The following is a 16,806-nucleotide window of genomic DNA, read 5'->3' as shown; positions in this document are numbered from 1 at the left end:
CGCCACATCGATGAGAATCGACGTCAGAGCGACTTGCCGACCAGCGTGGTTAGGTCCACGAGACGGTTGGAGTAACCCCACTCGTTGTCGTACCAGCCGACAACCTTCACCTGGTTGCCGATAACCTTGGTCAAACCAGCGTCGAAGATGCAGGAGTGCGGGTCGGTCTCAATATCCTTGGAGACGATCGGGTCCTCGGTGTAGGACAGGATGCCCTTGAGCGGACCCTCCGCGGCAGCCTTGACTGCAGCGTTGATCTCCTCAACCGTGGTTTCCTTGCCAGCCTCGAAGGTGAGGTCGGTGGCCGAACCCGTCGGTGTGGGAACACGCAGGGCGTAGCCGTCGAACTTGCCCTTCAGCTCCGGCAGAACCAGCGCCACCGCAGAAGCGGCACCCGTCTTGGTCGGGACAATGTTCAGGGCTGCAGCGCGGGAACGACGCAGGTCGCTGTGCGGGCCGTCCTGCAGGTTCTGGTCGGCGGTGTATGCGTGCACCGTCGTCATCAGGCCCTTCTCGATACCTACGGCCTCGTTGAGGACCTTGGCCATCGGGGCCAGGCAGTTCGTCGTGCACGAAGCGTTCGAGATGATGGTGTGCTTGGCAGCGTCGTAGTCACCGTCGTTAACACCCATGACGATGGTGATGTCTTCGTTCTTCGCCGGAGCGGAGATGATGACCTTCTTCGCACCACCGGTGAGGTGCTTCTTAGCGTCCTCAGCCTTGGTGAAACGACCCGTGGACTCGATCACGATGTCCGCGCCAACAGAAGCCCAGTCCAGGTTGGCCGGGTCGCGCTCTTCGAAAACCTTGATGGCCTTACCGCCAACGGTGATCGAGGACTCGTCGTAGGTGACGTCCTGCGGGAAACGCCCCAGGATCGAGTCGTACTTGAGCAGGTGGGCGAGCGTCTTGTTGTCGGTGAGGTCGTTGACCGCAACGATCTCGACATCGGCGCCAGATGCGGCGACAGCACGGAAGAAGTTGCGGCCAATACGGCCAAATCCGTTGATACCTACGCGAACAGTCACAGGTGAACCTTCCTGGAAGCGTTGTCTATGAACGGTGCGGGCACGTCATCAGCGTGGACCCGAAACGGGCGACCACTGTGAGAAAACCTTCCGGCGTACCCCTCACAGTGTTCAACGCGTATATCTCCCCACTGTTCCTTACAGAGCAGTGAAATTCACCGAAATATGCGTAGAGCAAGCCATACGGCCCGTCGCACGCACACTCGATGGGAGATTCCGTTCGAGTCGCACACCTGCGTGCGACACTCCGAGCCTATGCCATGAGCACGTCGCCCAAAATCCTTACCTACGAGATAGAGACTTTCGTCTCTCTCCTTTTCGCAACAATTTGCGCCTGAGCTGCAAAATCAGATGAGATTCCCGATCAGGAATCAACTGTCTCCTCATTCAAAGCAGACTCGGTATTCGGTATACCCAACGACGCAGCCCTCTTATCCGCCATCGCCAACAACCGCCGAATACGGCCAGCGACAGCATCCTTGGTCATCGGAGGCTGAGCCAAACCACCCAGCTCCTCCAAACTCGCCTGCTTATGCGCCAACCGCAGCTCCCCAGCAGCCTTCAGATGATCCGGGACATCATCGCCCAAAATTTCCAACGCACGACGCACCCGCGCCCCCGCAGCCACCGCCGCCCGCGCGGATCTGCGCAAATTCGCGTCATCAAAATTAGCCAACCGGTTCGCTGTGGCCCGAACTTCCCGACGCACCCGCCGCTCTTCCCACGCCAAGACAGCATCATGGGCACCCATCCGCGTCAACATCGCCCCAATAGCGTCACCATCACGGATCACTACCCGATCCACACCGCGCACCTCACGGGCCTTGACCGCGATACCCAGCCGGCGGGCCGCACCCACCATCGCCAACGCAACTTCTGGCCCCGGACTGGTGATCTCCAACGAACTCGACCGCCCCGGCTCCGTCAGCGACCCATGCGCCAAAAACGCGCCACGCCAAGCAGCCTCCGCATCACACGTCGACCCATTCACCACCCGCGGCGGCAACCCCCGCACCGGGCGGCCCCGCACATCAATCAACCCTGTCTGCCGCGCAACCGCCGCACCACCCTCATGCACCTGCACTACATACCGCGTAGAACGATGCAAACCACCGGCAGCAACCACCATGAACCGCGACTGCACCCCATACAACTCACCCAACACCGCATGCAGCCGCCGGGCACTAGCTGCCGTATCCACCTCAGCCTCAATCACCACCTGCCCCGAGACGAGATGTAACCCCCCTGTGAACCTCAACAAAGCACTCACCTCTGCCTTTCGGCAGCACGGCTTAGTCACGCTCAGCCGACTCAACTCGTCCTTCACCTTCGCGGTCATCGCCATGTCGACAATCCTGCCACCCGGGTCAAGCACCCCTTAGAGCACGCAGAAGCACCCCAAACACGCAAAACCCAACGAAACCCACTCAGGCAAACAAGTCCCGATACGCCGCAGCCAACCGCAACGTGTCATGCACCTCAGCAGACTCACTGGAGGCCAACCGCGTCAACACCACCGTGGCTCCCAGCTCAGCCGCCGCGTCCCGCAGTGCTTCCTCGTCATCAACCGCAGCTGGATCCGCCAACACCGCATCCACCCGGAACCCTGGCGCATAGGCCGCCAGCGACTCAATATGCCGCGCAGCCGTATACCCACTCGTCTCGTCCGTGCCCGGCGACAAATTCAACGTCAACACACGTTTAGCCGAAGTTTGACACAGCGCAGCCCGCAACTGCGGCACCAACATGTGCGGCATCACCGACGTAAACCACGAACCAGGCCCAAGAATCACCCAATCTGCCTGATCAATCGCAGCCAATGCCTCTGGGCACGCCGGAGGATCCGCCGGATCAAGACGCACCGAAGCCACCTGACCGCTCGTCTTCGCTACGGACACCTGCCCCCGCAGCAACACCGACGCCTGCGGATCTTCAGGCACCAAATCAGTCACATCGGCCTCAATCACCAACGGCACCCCCGCCATTGGCAAAACTCGTCCACGAGCATCAACCAGACGCACCAACGCATCCAGCCCCGCAACTGGGTCATCCAGCAGATCCCACAACGTCAGGATGAGCAAATTCCCCGCCGCATGGCCCTCTAATGCACCGCCAGCCCCATACCGATGCTGCAGCACCTGACGCCACCGACGTCCCTCCGCCGTGTCATCACACAATGCAGCAACCGCCATCCGCAGATCACCCGGCGGTAACACTTCATACTCACGCCGCAATCGACCACTGGAGCCGCCATCATCAGCAACTGTCACCACTGCCGTGATCTCATCGGTCACATGGCGCAACGCCCCCAACGATGCAGCCAACCCATGGCCACCCCCCAACGCCACAACGCGTGGATCCCCAATGCTCACTCGCGCCCCAGATCGCGATGAAACGTCATCACAGACACCTCCGCCGTCCCGATACGGTCACTCAACGCCTGAGCCACCGCCACTGAACGGTGCTTACCGCCCGTACAGCCAATGGCGACAGTGACATACCGGCGCCCTTCAGACAAATACCCCTCAATCATGACCTGCAGCACACTGTCCAACCGCTCCAAGAACTCCACCGCCCCTGGACGAGACAACACATACTCCGACACCGGTGCATCAAGCCCATTGAACGGGCGCAACTCCGGAATCCAGAACGGATTGGGCAAAAAGCGCATATCAAATACCACGTCCGCATCCAACGGAACCCCGTACTTGAACCCGAAAGACACCACTGCCATACGCAGCCGCACCTGCGTGGCCTCGGCAATCATCGACCGCACCTTGGCCGACAACTGATGCACATTCAAACCAGAGGTGTCCACAACCAGATCTGATACAGACCGCAAATCCGCCAGTCGAGCCCGCTCCGCCTGGATACCGTCAAGCAGCCGCCCCTCCCCCTGCAACGGGTGCGGACGACGCACACTCTCAAAACGCCTCACCAACGATTCATCATCAGCATCAAAGAAAATAATCCGAGGATTGATGCCTGCCTCGCGCAGCCGCATCAGAGCCGAGAACAATGCATCAAAAAATTCCATCGACCGCACGTCGGCAACAACTGCGAGCCTACGCACCGTGCTCGATGGGCGAGCCATAAGGCGCCCCAGCTCAGAAAGCATCTCTGGCGGAAGGTTGTCCACTACGTACCAGCCGAGATCTTCCATGCTCCGGGCCGCAGTGCTACGGCCTGCCCCGCTCATACCGGTCAAGATGACAAACGGCATGCCTTCATCCAGGGCGTTCTCTCCCGGTGGGTGTCCTTCCCCCATAAACGTTGGTTCAGAACTCATGATTTCCCCCATCCTTGACGCACTGCCATTTTCCCTCGACACCACCGTATGAGCCCCCGCACTCATGAATCGGCCGCATCAGCATCATTTGCAGCAATGATGCGCTCCCCCTTCAACCTTGACACACACCACCACTCGCGGCGAGAACTGTGCTGGGTCTATTTCAGGAAACTTCGCCGGTCACGGTATTGATGCTGGGATCCGGTGTGTTCGCTGCAAGCGCGGTGACAATCACCTCTGCCAGCTTGGGGCCAATTCCTTTCACCGCTGTCAGCTCTTCAGGGGTTGCTTCACGTATGCGTTTCACCGAACCGAAATGCGACAGAAGCGCCTTACGCTTACTTTCTCCCAAACCAGGGATGCCATCCAGGGCGCTACGCGTCATCGCTGTACTGCGCCGTTGCCGATGGAATGTGATTGCGAATCGGTGCGCTTCATCACGCAAGCGCTGCAGCAGAAACAGCCCTTCACTCGTGCGCGGTAACACGATCGGAAAATCATCGTCGGGTAGCCAGATCTCTTCCAGTCGTTTCGCCAGGCCGACAACGACGACATCATCAACGCCGATTTCATCAAGAGCTTCTTGCGCCGCCCGCACCTGAGGCAGCCCCCCGTCAACCACTACAAGCTGAGGGCTGTAGGCGAACTTCGTTGGCGCCGAGGCGCAAGCAGCTGTCCCAGCTCCTGCTATCGGTCTACCGCACCGGTCAAGTGTGAGTTCATCTCGTGTGTCAAAGTTCACGGCCTCTGCCGCCGAAGCGGTAGGCGTCAATGCTTGTTCGTCGATAGATGGGGCTCGTGCGGCGCGTTCCCGCTCACGGCGGGTGAAACGCCGTTGCAGAACTTCCCGCATCGCAGCAGTGTCATCATTACCCGCCTCAGGGCCCAACCCCGCCACAGGAGTGGGGCCAGAAGCGTTGGAATCCACGGGGGTTGGGTTTCGCCCTGTGCCACGAATAACGAATCGTCGGTATTCCGACTTGCGGGGAAGGCCATCTTCGAAAACGACCATTGAGCCCACCACATTCGTCCCTTGGATGTGGGAGATGTCGTAGCACTCGATGCGTAGCGGAGCCTCATCCAGACCGATGGCATCTTGGAGTTCCTGCAATGCGCGACTGCGGTTAGTGAGGTCACCTGCGCGGGTGAGTTTGTGCCGGGCTAGAGCCTGCTCGGCATTGCGCGTTACCGTCTCTAGGAGGGCTTTTTTGTCGCCGCGTTGGGGGATGCGCAGAGCCACGTTGGCGCCGCGCCGCTCCCCCAACCAGGCGCGGAGCACTTCATCGTCAGCAGGAAGCGCGGGAACCAATACTTCGTGGGGTACTACTTCTCCAGCTTCACCGCCATAGATGCGTTGGAGTAGGTGCTCCACGATACGGCCATCGTCTTCGTCTTGCCGTTCGGCAACCCAGCCTCGTTGCCCTTTTATTCGACCACCTCGAACATGGAACACCTGGACTGACACTTCTAGGTCATCGCCTGCCAGGCCGAATACGTCAGCATCTGTCGCGTCTCCCAACACCACAGCGGTTTTCGCTAGTGCTGTTTTGAGTGCGGCGACATGGTCTCGCAGGCGGGCTGCCTGTTCGAAGTCAAGATCGGCGGCCGCGGCACGCATTTTTTTCTCTAGCCGGGTGACGAACTTGTCCGAATTTCCTTCGAGGAAGTCACACAGGTCTTCGGCCAGCTCACGATGTGATTCTTCGTTGACTCGCCCAACGCACGGTGCTGCGCATTTGTCGATGTACCCGAATAGGCATGGCCGCCCTGATGCTTCGGCCCGGCGAAAAACCCCCGCACTGCAGGTACGCACTGGAAACACACGTAGGAGGAGATCGAGAGTTTCCCGGATCGCCCAGGCGTGGGTGTACGGCCCGAAGTAGCGGTTGCCTTTTTTCTTGTTTCCGCGCATAACCAGGGCGCGCGGGAATTTCTCAGCCATCGTGACCGCGAGATAGGGGTAGGACTTGTCGTCGCGGTATTTGACGTTGAATCGTGGATCGAACTCTTTGATCCACGAGTATTCAAGTTGGAGCGCCTCGACCTCATTGGATACCACCGTCCACTCAACACGGCTGGCTGTTGTCACCATCGTGTGGGTGCGCGGGTGTAGCTGTGTCAGGTCTTGGAAGTAACTCGACAGGCGAGGCCGCAGCGATTTTGCTTTGCCGACATAAATGACCCTTCCCTCGGGGTCACGGAACCGGTAAACGCCCGGATCTGTGGGGATTTCTCCAGGGCGGGGCCGGTAGTGGGATGGGTCACTCACGCGACCGGTACGTCGAATTTCTGCAGTGCTGCAGGCGCGGGGCCAGCAACTGGCTGTCCGGTAGCTGGGTCATATTGCGCACCGTGCTTGGGGCAGACCAGCTTTCCATCATCGGACATTTGGTCAATGATGCCCCCGTCATGCGTGCAGACGCTCGAGAACACCATGTAGCTACCCTTTTTGGGTTGGGTCACCACAAGAGCGGGCTCTTCGATGAAAGCTGCCCCACCAACGGGGGCTTTTCCTTCAGAAACAGCTTTTTTAACGGCAGCGATCACCGCGGCCTGGTCCACTTTCGGCGCGGCAGGCTGGCCAGCGCCACACGCAGCGAGAATGGTGATTGTGGCGGCAGAAACGCCCAGGCCAGTAATGCCGCGCAAGACGGTACGGCGGTCCATGTCACGGTTTCCTGCCGGTTGGCGTTGTTCGACGGTCATGTCGGTTCCTTCCTGCTGGTGGCGACGTGGGGGTGCACACGTCTGGACACATTCTCGCGTCAGGACTTCAATGCTTTGGCCTTGCGGCGTGTAGAGGCACTTACGCCACTGCTCTTGGCCGTTGTTTTCGCATTTTTCCCGGTTGTTGTCTTTTTCGCAGCACTGGTTTTTTTCGTGCTGCTTTTAGCTGCCGTCGAGGCTGTTACCGTTTTCCCCGAAGCCGTGGATGGTTTCACGATCGTGGGCGTAACGCCGGAGCGTTCCAACAGGGGCGCCAGGTAAGTTCCGGTGTGGCTTCCTTCAGTACGGGCGATGTCTTCTGGGGTTCCTTCAGCGACAACAGTTCCGCCGCCAGCGCCCCCCTCAGGCCCCATGTCGATGATCCAGTCTGCTGACTTGATGACATCCAGGTTGTGTTCGATCACGACAACCGTGTTGGACTTGTCCACCAGCCCCTGCAGCACAAGAAGGAGTTTGCGGACGTCTTCGAAATGCAGTCCTGTGGTGGGTTCATCAAGGACATAGATCGTTTTTCCTGTGCTGCGGCGTTGAAGTTCAGTGGCAAGTTTGACGCGTTGGGCCTCACCGCCAGAGAGAGTGGTAGCTGGCTGCCCTAAGCGCACATATCCCAGACCGACTTGGGTGAGTGTTTCTAGGTAGCGGACAATCCCAGTCATGGCGCCGAAAAATTCGGCAGCTTCAGCGATGGGCATGTCGAGAACTTCGGCGATGGATTTGCCTTTGAACTTCACTTCGAGGGTTTCGCGGTTGTAGCGGGCCCCGTGGCACACCTCGCAGGGCACGTACACGTCAGGAAGGAAGTTCATTTCAATTTTTAGGGTGCCGTCACCGTGGCAGGCTTCGCATCTGCCGCCTTTGACGTTGAAAGAGAACCGTCCGGCCGTGTAGCCGCGCATCTTTGCCTCGTTGGTTTCAGCGAAGAGTTTACGGATCTTATCGAAAACACCTGTGTAGGTGGCTGGGTTGGATCGTGGAGTTCGCCCGATCGGACTCTGATCAACGTGAACAACTTTGTCGAGTTGTTCGGTGCCCTGAACTTGCCGGTGACGGCCGGGGACGTGACGGGCCCGGTTAAGCCGGTTGGCGAGCACGTTATAAAGGATGTCGTTGACGAGGGTGGATTTCCCAGAGCCGGAAACACCAGTGACGGCGACGAAGCAGCCTAACGGCACAGTGACGTCAATGTTTTTCAGGTTGTTTTGTTTCGCACCTAGGACGCGCAGGGTGCGGTTTTTGTCGATGCCTCGGCGGGTAGCGGGGACGCTGATTTCTTTGCGGCCAGACAGGTACGCCCCGGTGACGGATCGGTCAACTGTTTTGATGCCCTCCACAGGGCCGGAGTAGACAACTTCACCGCCGTTTTCACCCGCCCCAGGGCCGATGTCAACCAGCCAGTCCGCAGAATCGATGGTGTCTTCATCATGCTCAACCACGATGAGTGTGTTGCCGAGGTCGCGCAGGCGTTTCAACGTGCCGATGAGGCGGTCGTTGTCGCGTTGGTGTAGCCCAATGGAAGGTTCATCGAGAACGTAGAGCACGCCAACAAGGCCTGAACCGATTTGGGTGGCAAGGCGGATGCGTTGTGCCTCGCCACCGGAGAGAGTGGATGCGGGCCGAGACAGGGACAGGTAGTCCAGGCCAACGTCAAGGAGGAATCCGAGTCGGGCACCGACTTCACGCATCACTGCGTCAGCGACTTGTTTTTCTCGGTCGGTGAATTCGACGGAGGACAAGAAGTCCAGACATTCCTGAATGGCTAGGTCGGACACTTCGGCGATGTTGCGTCCACCGATGGTCACAGCGAGAACTTCGGGTTTCAGGCGCGCTCCGTGACAGGACGGGCACGGGATTTCCCGCATGTAACCTTCGTAGCGTTCCCGTGATGATTCGGATTCGGTTTCTTTGTAGCGGCGATTCACGGTGGCGATCGCGCCTTCGAATCCGGTGGTGTAGGCCCGTTCTCGGCCCCACCGGTTTCGATATTTGACGTGGACTTTGTAGTTCTTTCCGTGCAGGAGTGCTTCTTTGGCTTCGCTGGACAGCGAACGCCACGGCTGGTCCAGGGTGAAGTGCAGCTCTTGAGCTAGCGCGCTGACTACTTTTTCGTAATAGTCGGCGAGTTTTCCGGCTTGAGACCAGGGCTGAATGGCACCTTCCCTGATAGACAGTTCTTCGTCTGGGACGATGAGTTCGGGGTCTACTTCTTTTTCGGTGCCGATGCCGGTGCAGGTAGGGCAGGCGCCGAAAGGGCTGTTAAACGAGAAGGTGCGAGGTTCGAAAGCTTCGACGTTGATTTCATGCTCGTTGGGGCAGGCCAGGTTTTCGGAGAATCGTCGCCGCGCTGGTAGGTCACTGTCACTGTTGTCAGGGACATCAACGAAGTCGATGAGCACGATCCCTGCGGCCAGGCGTAGCGCTGTTTCGACTGAGTCAGTGAGACGTTGACGGTTGGTGTCTTGTCCTGGCCCTTTAGCGACGAGGCGATCGATGATCACCTCGATGGTGTGTTTCTTTTGTTTTTCTAGGGCGGGTGGGTCGGTGAGCTCATAGCGCTGCCCATCGATCAGCGCCCGCGAGTATCCCTGTTGTTGCAGGTCTTTCAACAGTTCAATGTGTTCGCCTTTACGGCCGCGCACCACCGGCGCTAACACCTGGAATCGGGTGCGCTCAGGAAGTTCCATCAGCTGGTCAACGATTTGCTGCGGTGTTTGTCGTGTGATGGCTTCGCCACACACCGGGCAGTGGGCTCGCCCAGCGCGAGAGAACAACAGTCGCAGGTGGTCATGTACCTCTGTGATGGTTCCCACCGTGGATCGGGGGTTGCGGTTGGTGCCTTTTTGATCGATAGACACCGCCGGGGACAGTCCCTCGATCATGTCGACGTCGGGTTTGTCCATCTGCCCAAGGAACATGCGTGCATATGAGGACAGGGACTCAACGTAGCGTCGTTGCCCTTCAGCGAAAATCGTGTCGAAAGCCAAGGAGGATTTCCCTGACCCGGATAAGCCGGTGAATACGACCAGCGAGTCACGGGGGATGTCGATCCCGGCATTCTTCAGGTTATGTTCCCTGGCCCCGCGTACGACGATACGACCAGAGCTACCCTCGGCCGTCCCCGATCGACGCGCTACGGATGATGAAGAAGCTTCGACTGGCACACATGTCACTCTAGGGGCAGGGGGCGACATCGTTCGCGCCAGCGGCATGGGCGATTCATTCATCAACGTTGTTACATAAGGCCCGCCTGATCATTCTTAAACACCACTGCGCCAGCGATCTACCAGGAGAGAGCATGCAGGACACCCACAGTCACTACACCGGCGAGGTCGTCAGCGGAGGCCCCAGCGACGTACGTGACCTCGGCACGCTCACTATCCGTAAAGCCAGCGTCGGCCCGATGAACAACAACGTCTATCTACTTACGCCTAGCGACGGCAGTGGATCTCTGCTGATCGATGCCGCCACCGATGCAGCACGGATCAACGGCTTGATCGCTGAGAGCGCAGCACCTGTAGCCACGATCGTGACTACGCACCGACACCCCGACCACACCGGAGCTCTGGTTGAGATCGCAGATGCCACGGGGGCTGAAACCATCGCAGGGGTACGTGACGCCGCCGCTCTTCCTCTGCCAGCGCATCGGACTGTGGATCACGGGGACACCATCACCGTTGGGGAACACACTGTGGACGTCATCGCGCTGCGGGGGCACACTCCTGGCGCGATTGCATTGGCCTGGACCGCCCCCGATGGCAGCGCGCACCTTTTCACCGGGGACTCGCTTTTTCCTGGCGGCGTAGGAAAAACAGACAGCCCTGAAGATTTTGTTTCACTCATCGATGACGTCGAGCAGCGCCTTTTCGACGTATATGACGATGATGCCTGGGTTTACCCCGGGCACGGCTCGGATACCACCATCGGCACCGAACGCCCCAGCCTTCCTGAATGGCGCCAGCGGGGCTGGTAACCCCACTGGCGGTGAGGACGTAACAAGCTGGGAGTCGCGGTCTTTTCGCCGTACAGGGCCAGGACACGCTCGGAGGCAGCGATCTAGACGATCATGTTCTCGGGGCTGCGACGGACTGGCTCAGGCAAATAACGACCACCGGGACCGATGGCAAGAAACGTGACACGCCGTAGCTAAGTTTCATGTTCTTGTGCACGTACCCGCTATTCACTGCGGCGGCACCGACAAGGCCACCGATGCCGCCGCATATTCCACTCAAGGCGACTTGCTCAGCACTGAACTGTAGAACTTTCACGCAAAAAAGACGCCCCACCTTCCCCGAGCGCATACGCAAACCATGAGCAACACGTATCGAAAACCGGCCGCCATAAATATCGACTCGCGCACCTACAAGAAATCCAGCAATCACGGCAGCCGTAGACTCAATAGAGTTCAAAACTTTCATATGAAACTAATCAACTTTTAAAGAAATAACAGCAAACAGCGGAATCACAAATGCAGCGATCTGCGTAGCGAAAGCCCCCAGCATCTCAGACGTCGCCAATGACGAAAGCACCGCCCTATCTCTCAATCGCAGGAACGATGTACCTCTATCCCCCAAAAAATTACCGGACCCGCACAGGCCGGTTCATCTGTCACCTAATACCGACACGGCATGACCAACCCCTGCCCACCAAACAGCGCCAACTTAGGTAAGAGTAAGTAAGCATCCTCACCCACCCATCAAGCAGTGTGGCATTCATGACTGCGTAATAGGACATGTTCGCCCCCTTTGCGACCTACGATCAATCCTGAACCCCCAGCATCAGGAGGAATCATGGCCCACCGCATCGCCAACGAATCCCTACGCCGCAAAATCACCACTGCTGAAGACGCAGCCGAACTAATCAAAGATGGTGACAACGTAGGCTTCGCCGGCTTCACCGGCGCCGGATATCCAAAAGCTCTCCCCGTCGCCCTGGCCGAAAAAATGCGCCGTACCCACGCCGAAGGCAACGAATTCCGCATTGGGGCATGGACTGGAGCTTCTACCGCCCCCGAACTCGATGGTTCCCTCGCCGAAGCCAACGGCATCTCATTACGTACCCCCTACCAGTCCGACCCCGCCACCCGAGCCCGCATCAACGCCGGCGACATGGACTACGTAGACATCCACCTGTCCCACGTTGCCCCCCTGGTGTGGGAAGGGTTTCTCGGTAACCTCGACGTCGCCGTCATCGAAGTCGCCGGGATCACCGAAGACGGACATCTCATCCCCAGCTCCTCCGTCGGCAACAACAAAACCTACCTAGACCGCGCCGACCGCATCATTCTCGAAGTCAACAGCTGGCAAAGCGCCGACCTCGAAGGAATGCACGACATCTACTACGGCACCGCATTGCCCCCTAACCGGGTACCGATCCCCCTTGTGGCCCCCGGAGACCGCATCGGTGAAAAGTACTACCGCGTCGACCCCGATCGCATCGTCGCCGTGATCGAAACCGACCAAGCCGACCGCAACACCCCCTTCAAGCCACTCGATGACACTTCCCGAGCCATCGCTAACCACCTCTTGGACTTCCTCGACTACGAGGTCGAGCAGGGCAGAGTCCCCAAAGAACTTCTCCCTCTGCAGTCGGGAGTCGGCAACATCGCCAACGCTGTCCTGGCCGGCCTGCTCGACCGGCCCTACCGTGACCTCACCTCCTACACCGAGGTGATCCAAGATGGAATGCTCGATCTCATCGACTCCGGCAAAATCGCTGTCGCCTCAGCAACCGCGTTCTCGCTATCTCCTGACGCTGCCGAAAAGATGAACCGTGACGCCTCGCACTACCGCAAACACATCATTCTGCGGCCCCAGGAGATCTCGAACCACCCTGAACTCATTCGGCGTCTCGGTGTCATCTCCATGAACGGGCTCATCGAAGCTGACATTTACGGCAATGTGAACTCGACACACATCATGGGTTCGAAGATGCAAAACGGTATCGGTGGGTCGGGGGATTTCTCCCGCAACGCCTACATTTCCACGTTCGTCACACCCTCAACCGCTAAAGGCGGCGCGATCTCGGCGATCGTCCCGTTCGTTTCACACGTGGACCACACTGAACATGACGTTGACGTGATCGTCACCGAACAAGGACTAGCCGACCTGCGTGGACTGGCTCCCCGCAAACGCGCCGAACGCATCATCAACAACTGCGCCCACCCCGACTTCCGCCCCATGCTGCGTGACTACTACGAGCAGGCCCGCAAAGTCGCCAACGGCCAGCACACCCCGCACGACCTAGAAATCGCGCACTCGTGGCACCAGCGGTTCCTGCGCACTGGATCCATGAAACCGGAAGCCTAACCTTCCCCGTCATAGGTTGGGGCGGGGCGACTGTCGCCCCGCCCCAACCTATGACCCTTTTCACTCTGTAGCGCGAATCATTCCCCGCAGCTCTTTCTTCAAGTCTGAGATTTCATCACGCAACCGCGCCGCCAACTCAAACTGAAGCTCTTCAGCAGCACGATGCATTTGCTCAGTCAGTTGCTGCACCAAATCAGCCAACTCAGCCTGCGGCATCCCTGCGGTATCCAGGCGAGAGGCCTCAAACTCCATCCCTGCCGACTTTCCACGCTCGGATGCACGTTTGCCTCGCGAGGCAGCCCGAGCACTACCTATCAACTCCTCGGTGTCTTCATCCTCACGATGCAACATGTCCGTGATATCTGCGATCTTCTTCCGCAGCGGGGTGGGATCGATACCGTGCTCAGCGTTATAAGCCAGCTGTTTTTCCCGACGCCGCAGCGTCTCATCAATGGCTTGTTGCATCGAGGGCGTAATGGTGTCGGCATACATGTGCACCTGCCCCGAAACGTTACGAGCAGCACGGCCAATCGTCTGAATCAAGCTGCGAGTAGAGCGCAAAAACCCTTCCTTATCGGCGTCGAGAATCGACACGAGCGACACCTCAGGAAGATCCAAACCTTCACGTAGCAAGTTGATACCAACCAGCACGTCAAATACCCCGACCCGCAACTCACGAAGCAGCTCCACGCGACGAAGAGTGTCTACCTCAGAGTGCAAATAACGGACCCGTACACCCTTATCCAGCAGATACTCCGTGAGATCTTCAGCCATCTTCTTCGTGAGCGTGGTAACCAGCACCCGCTCCTGTTTGGCTACCCGCTCATTGATCTGCGCGAGCAAGTCATCGATCTGTCCCTTAGTTGGCTTCACCACGATCTCGGGATCAATCAGCCCAGTGGGCCGGATAATCTGCTCCACAAACCCATCAGACTTAGCCAACTCGTAATCACCAGGTGTGGCAGACAAATACACCGTCTGCCCAATACGCTCCAGGAATTCTTCCCACTTCAACGGCCGGTTATCCATCGCGCTAGGCAGCCGAAAACCATGCTCTACCAACACCCGTTTACGTGACATGTCGCCCTCATACATGGCACCGATCTGCGGCACTGTCACGTGCGACTCATCAATAACGAGAAGGAAATCCTCCGGGAAATAGTCGAGCAAACAGTTCGGTGCGCTGCCCTGTTCTCGCCCATCGATATGCATCGAATAGTTCTCAATACCCGAACATGCGCCCATTTCTCGCATCATCTCGATGTCATAGGTAGTGCGCATCCGCAACCGTTGCGCCTCGAGAAGTTTCCCCTCTCGCTCGAATTTTTTCAGCTGCTCAGCCAGCTCAGCTTCAATACCGGCAATAGCGCGCTCCATACGCTCCGGACCTGCCACATAGTGCGACGCCGGGAACACATACAGTTCGTTTTCTTCACGAACTACCTCACCCGTCAGTGGATGCAAGGTCTGGAGACGCTCAATCTCATCACCGAAAAATTCGATACGAATCGCTAGTTCTTCGTACTGCGGAATGATTTCAACCGTGTCACCCCGCACCCGGAAAGTCCCTCGTTCGAACGCGAAATCGTTACGGCTGTACTGCATCTGAACAAACTGACGCAGTAAGTCGTCACGTTCCATCTGCATCCCCACTCGCAGCCGCTGCATCCGGTCGACATACTCCTGCGGAGTACCTAATCCGTAAATGCACGAAACTGAAGCAACCACCACCACATCACGACGCGTCAAAAGCGAGTTAGTCGCCGAGTGCCGTAGCCGCTCAACCTCATCATTGATCGAGCTATCTTTCTCGATGTACGTGTCCGTAGATGGCACGTAAGCCTCGGGTTGGTAATAGTCGTAGTAGCTGACGAAGTACTCGACCGCGTTGTTCGGCAGCAACTCCCGAAATTCGTTAGCCAACTGAGCAGCAAGAGTTTTATTCGGTGCCATCACCAACGTTGGACGCTGTACCTGCTCAATCATCCACGCTGTCGTGGCTGACTTACCCGTACCCGTAGCACCCAGCAGAACCACATCCTGCTCACCCGCATTGATACGGCGGGTCAACTCTGCGATGGCGGCCGGCTGATCACCACTAGGCGAATACTCCGAAACAACCTCGATAGGGGCGACCGTGCGCTGCAGATCGGTGATAGGACGCATGCCTTACACCGTAAACCTGCCTGCCAACTAACAGAGCCCCTGACAGCTTCAGCCCTGCCATCCTTCTTTACGCGCCCAGGCTTGAATGCGCGGCCACACTTCGTTGAACCACGGCGCTTTCGAACGACGATACTCCTCAACAGAGCTGCTCTGCGCGTCAACAGTTGCCTTCACTTCCACGTACTCCTCAGCAGCTCCCGGATCTCCCCGCAGCCAATCCCGGAACAGCAACGCGTACTGCCAGCCAGCGCTACCAATCTCACGCACATGCAAATGAACTACCTGTCCTGGGTCACTTGAACCGTGAAAACGCTTAATCCACAACGAAGGGTCCGGTAAATCATCAGTAGGGTGATCCAAGCGGTACTCCTCAACGCGGGGATACCCCAGATCAGTCAAAATCCGCACAAACTCAGGATCATCAGCTTCACGTAGATCCCGAACCCCGACCTGGATATCAATCGCGTTTTTGCCCTCCATACCAGGCACTGCAGTAGAACCAACGTGCTCAAATTCGGGGGCTTTATCTCCCAGTGCTGCAGACAACCGGTCGATAATCCGTGCCGCCTGGGCAGGCCACTGCTCGTCATAATCCACCAGCACCGACGAGTTTTCAGGCCGGTAAATCCGCCCAGCGATGAGATTGTCGCGGAACGGGATAATCCGTTCTTCCCACACTTTTTCTACCTGGGCGAGAAGCTCTTCCTCTGTCCCAGAATTATCCAGCCACACATCTGCTGCTGCCCGACGCGCATCATCGTCAGCTTGATGTGACATCCGTGCCATCGCGTCAGCGTGGCTCATTCCACGCTTTTCCACCAATCGCCGTGCGCGCTCTTCAGCTGGGGCGTGCACCACCAAGACGAGGTGATACTGCCTACCCATATGCTTCTCCACCAGCAATGGGACATCGTGAACAATGATCGAATCTTCGGGCGCGGCTGCCACTATTTCTGTGGTGCGAACAGCCACCAGAGGGTGCACGATCGCCTCGAGGTCGTTTCGCGCCTCTGCGTTCTGGAAAACGGTCGCCGCCAGCGCAGCCCGATCGATCGCGCCGTCTTCACCTACTACTTCGTCACCAAAACGGTCTACCACCGCACGAACAGCGCCACCGCCTGGCCCTAACAAATCTCTCACTATGGCGTCTGCGTCAACAACTACAGCTCCTCGCGCGCGCAGCGCGGTCGCCACTGTGGACTTTCCCGATCCGATGCCGCCCGTCAAGCCGATGTTCACCATGACGCCATGGTAGGCCTCCTGGCCCCGTTACGGCGGGAAAACGCCACGTGAG

11 protein-coding genes are annotated in these 16,806 nt (G+C 58.2%); 2 read left to right on the top strand and 9 right to left on the bottom strand.

Annotated features, from left to right (window positions below; all coding sequences use genetic code 11):
• Positions 1-23 precede the first annotated feature (23 nt).
• The 7 genes from gap to uvrA form a co-directional block, all read right to left on the bottom strand.
• A complete protein-coding gene (gene gap, locus AC2T9U_RS04945) occupies positions 24-1,028 on the bottom strand; it encodes a type I glyceraldehyde-3-phosphate dehydrogenase (protein ID WP_493696797.1) in 1,005 nt (334 codons plus the stop codon).
• A 364-nt stretch (positions 1,029-1,392) separates the two neighbouring features.
• Positions 1,393-2,373: a DNA-binding protein WhiA gene (whiA, locus tag AC2T9U_RS04940; RefSeq protein WP_208303534.1), complete on the bottom strand. Its 981-nt coding sequence runs from the start codon at positions 2,371-2,373 to the stop codon at positions 1,393-1,395.
• A gap of 82 nt (positions 2,374-2,455) precedes the next feature.
• Entirely contained in the window at positions 2,456-3,394 is a 939-nt protein-coding gene (locus AC2T9U_RS04935) for a gluconeogenesis factor YvcK family protein (RefSeq protein ID WP_208304418.1), read from the bottom strand.
• Between the two features lie 2 nt (positions 3,395-3,396).
• Positions 3,397-4,296 carry an RNase adapter RapZ gene (rapZ, locus tag AC2T9U_RS04930; protein ID WP_115032615.1) on the bottom strand — a complete coding sequence of 300 codons (900 nt, stop codon included), beginning with the start codon at positions 4,294-4,296 and terminating at the stop codon, positions 3,397-3,399.
• Positions 4,297-4,480: 184 nt separating this feature from the next.
• Complete coding sequence (gene uvrC / locus AC2T9U_RS04925; RefSeq protein WP_493696796.1) at positions 4,481-6,586, bottom strand: excinuclease ABC subunit UvrC; 2,106 nt, start codon at positions 6,584-6,586, stop codon at positions 4,481-4,483.
• Positions 6,583-7,023, bottom strand: coding sequence for a Rieske (2Fe-2S) protein (locus AC2T9U_RS04920; protein WP_181816039.1), 441 nt, complete (start codon positions 7,021-7,023; stop codon positions 6,583-6,585). Before AC2T9U_RS04920 ends, uvrC begins: the two co-directional genes overlap by 4 nt.
• A 59-nt stretch (positions 7,024-7,082) precedes the next feature.
• Positions 7,083-10,232, bottom strand: a complete 3,150-nt coding sequence (gene uvrA, locus AC2T9U_RS04915) for an excinuclease ABC subunit UvrA (RefSeq protein WP_493696795.1) — start codon at positions 10,230-10,232, stop codon at positions 7,083-7,085.
• A gap of 104 nt (positions 10,233-10,336) precedes the next feature.
• Here uvrA and AC2T9U_RS04910 point away from each other — a divergent pair, with 104 nt between their 5' ends.
• Both AC2T9U_RS04910 and scpC read left to right on the top strand, forming a co-directional pair.
• On the top strand, positions 10,337-11,011 hold the full coding sequence (locus tag AC2T9U_RS04910) for an MBL fold metallo-hydrolase (protein WP_493696794.1): 675 nt from the start codon (positions 10,337-10,339) through the stop codon (positions 11,009-11,011).
• An 817-nt stretch (positions 11,012-11,828) separates the two neighbouring features.
• Entirely contained in the window at positions 11,829-13,346 is a 1,518-nt protein-coding gene (gene scpC / locus AC2T9U_RS04905; RefSeq protein WP_115030533.1) for a succinyl-CoA:acetate CoA-transferase ScpC, read from the top strand.
• 60 nt (positions 13,347-13,406) lie between these two features.
• On the opposite strand, the gene uvrB is transcribed toward scpC, so the two are convergent.
• Together uvrB and coaE are read right to left on the bottom strand one after the other, a co-directional pair.
• On the bottom strand, positions 13,407-15,512 hold the full coding sequence (gene uvrB, locus AC2T9U_RS04900; protein ID WP_493696793.1) for an excinuclease ABC subunit UvrB: 2,106 nt from the start codon (positions 15,510-15,512) through the stop codon (positions 13,407-13,409).
• Positions 15,513-15,560: 48 nt separating this feature from the next.
• A complete protein-coding gene (gene coaE, locus AC2T9U_RS04895; protein ID WP_493696792.1) occupies positions 15,561-16,754 on the bottom strand; it encodes a dephospho-CoA kinase in 1,194 nt (397 codons plus the stop codon).
• Between the last annotated feature and the right edge of the window lie 52 nt (positions 16,755-16,806).

The organism is Dermatophilus sp. B7861-1, assembly GCF_058996045.1.
Note: the sequence above shows the minus strand (reverse complement) of the source record. Positions and strands in the feature narration are given on the sequence as shown.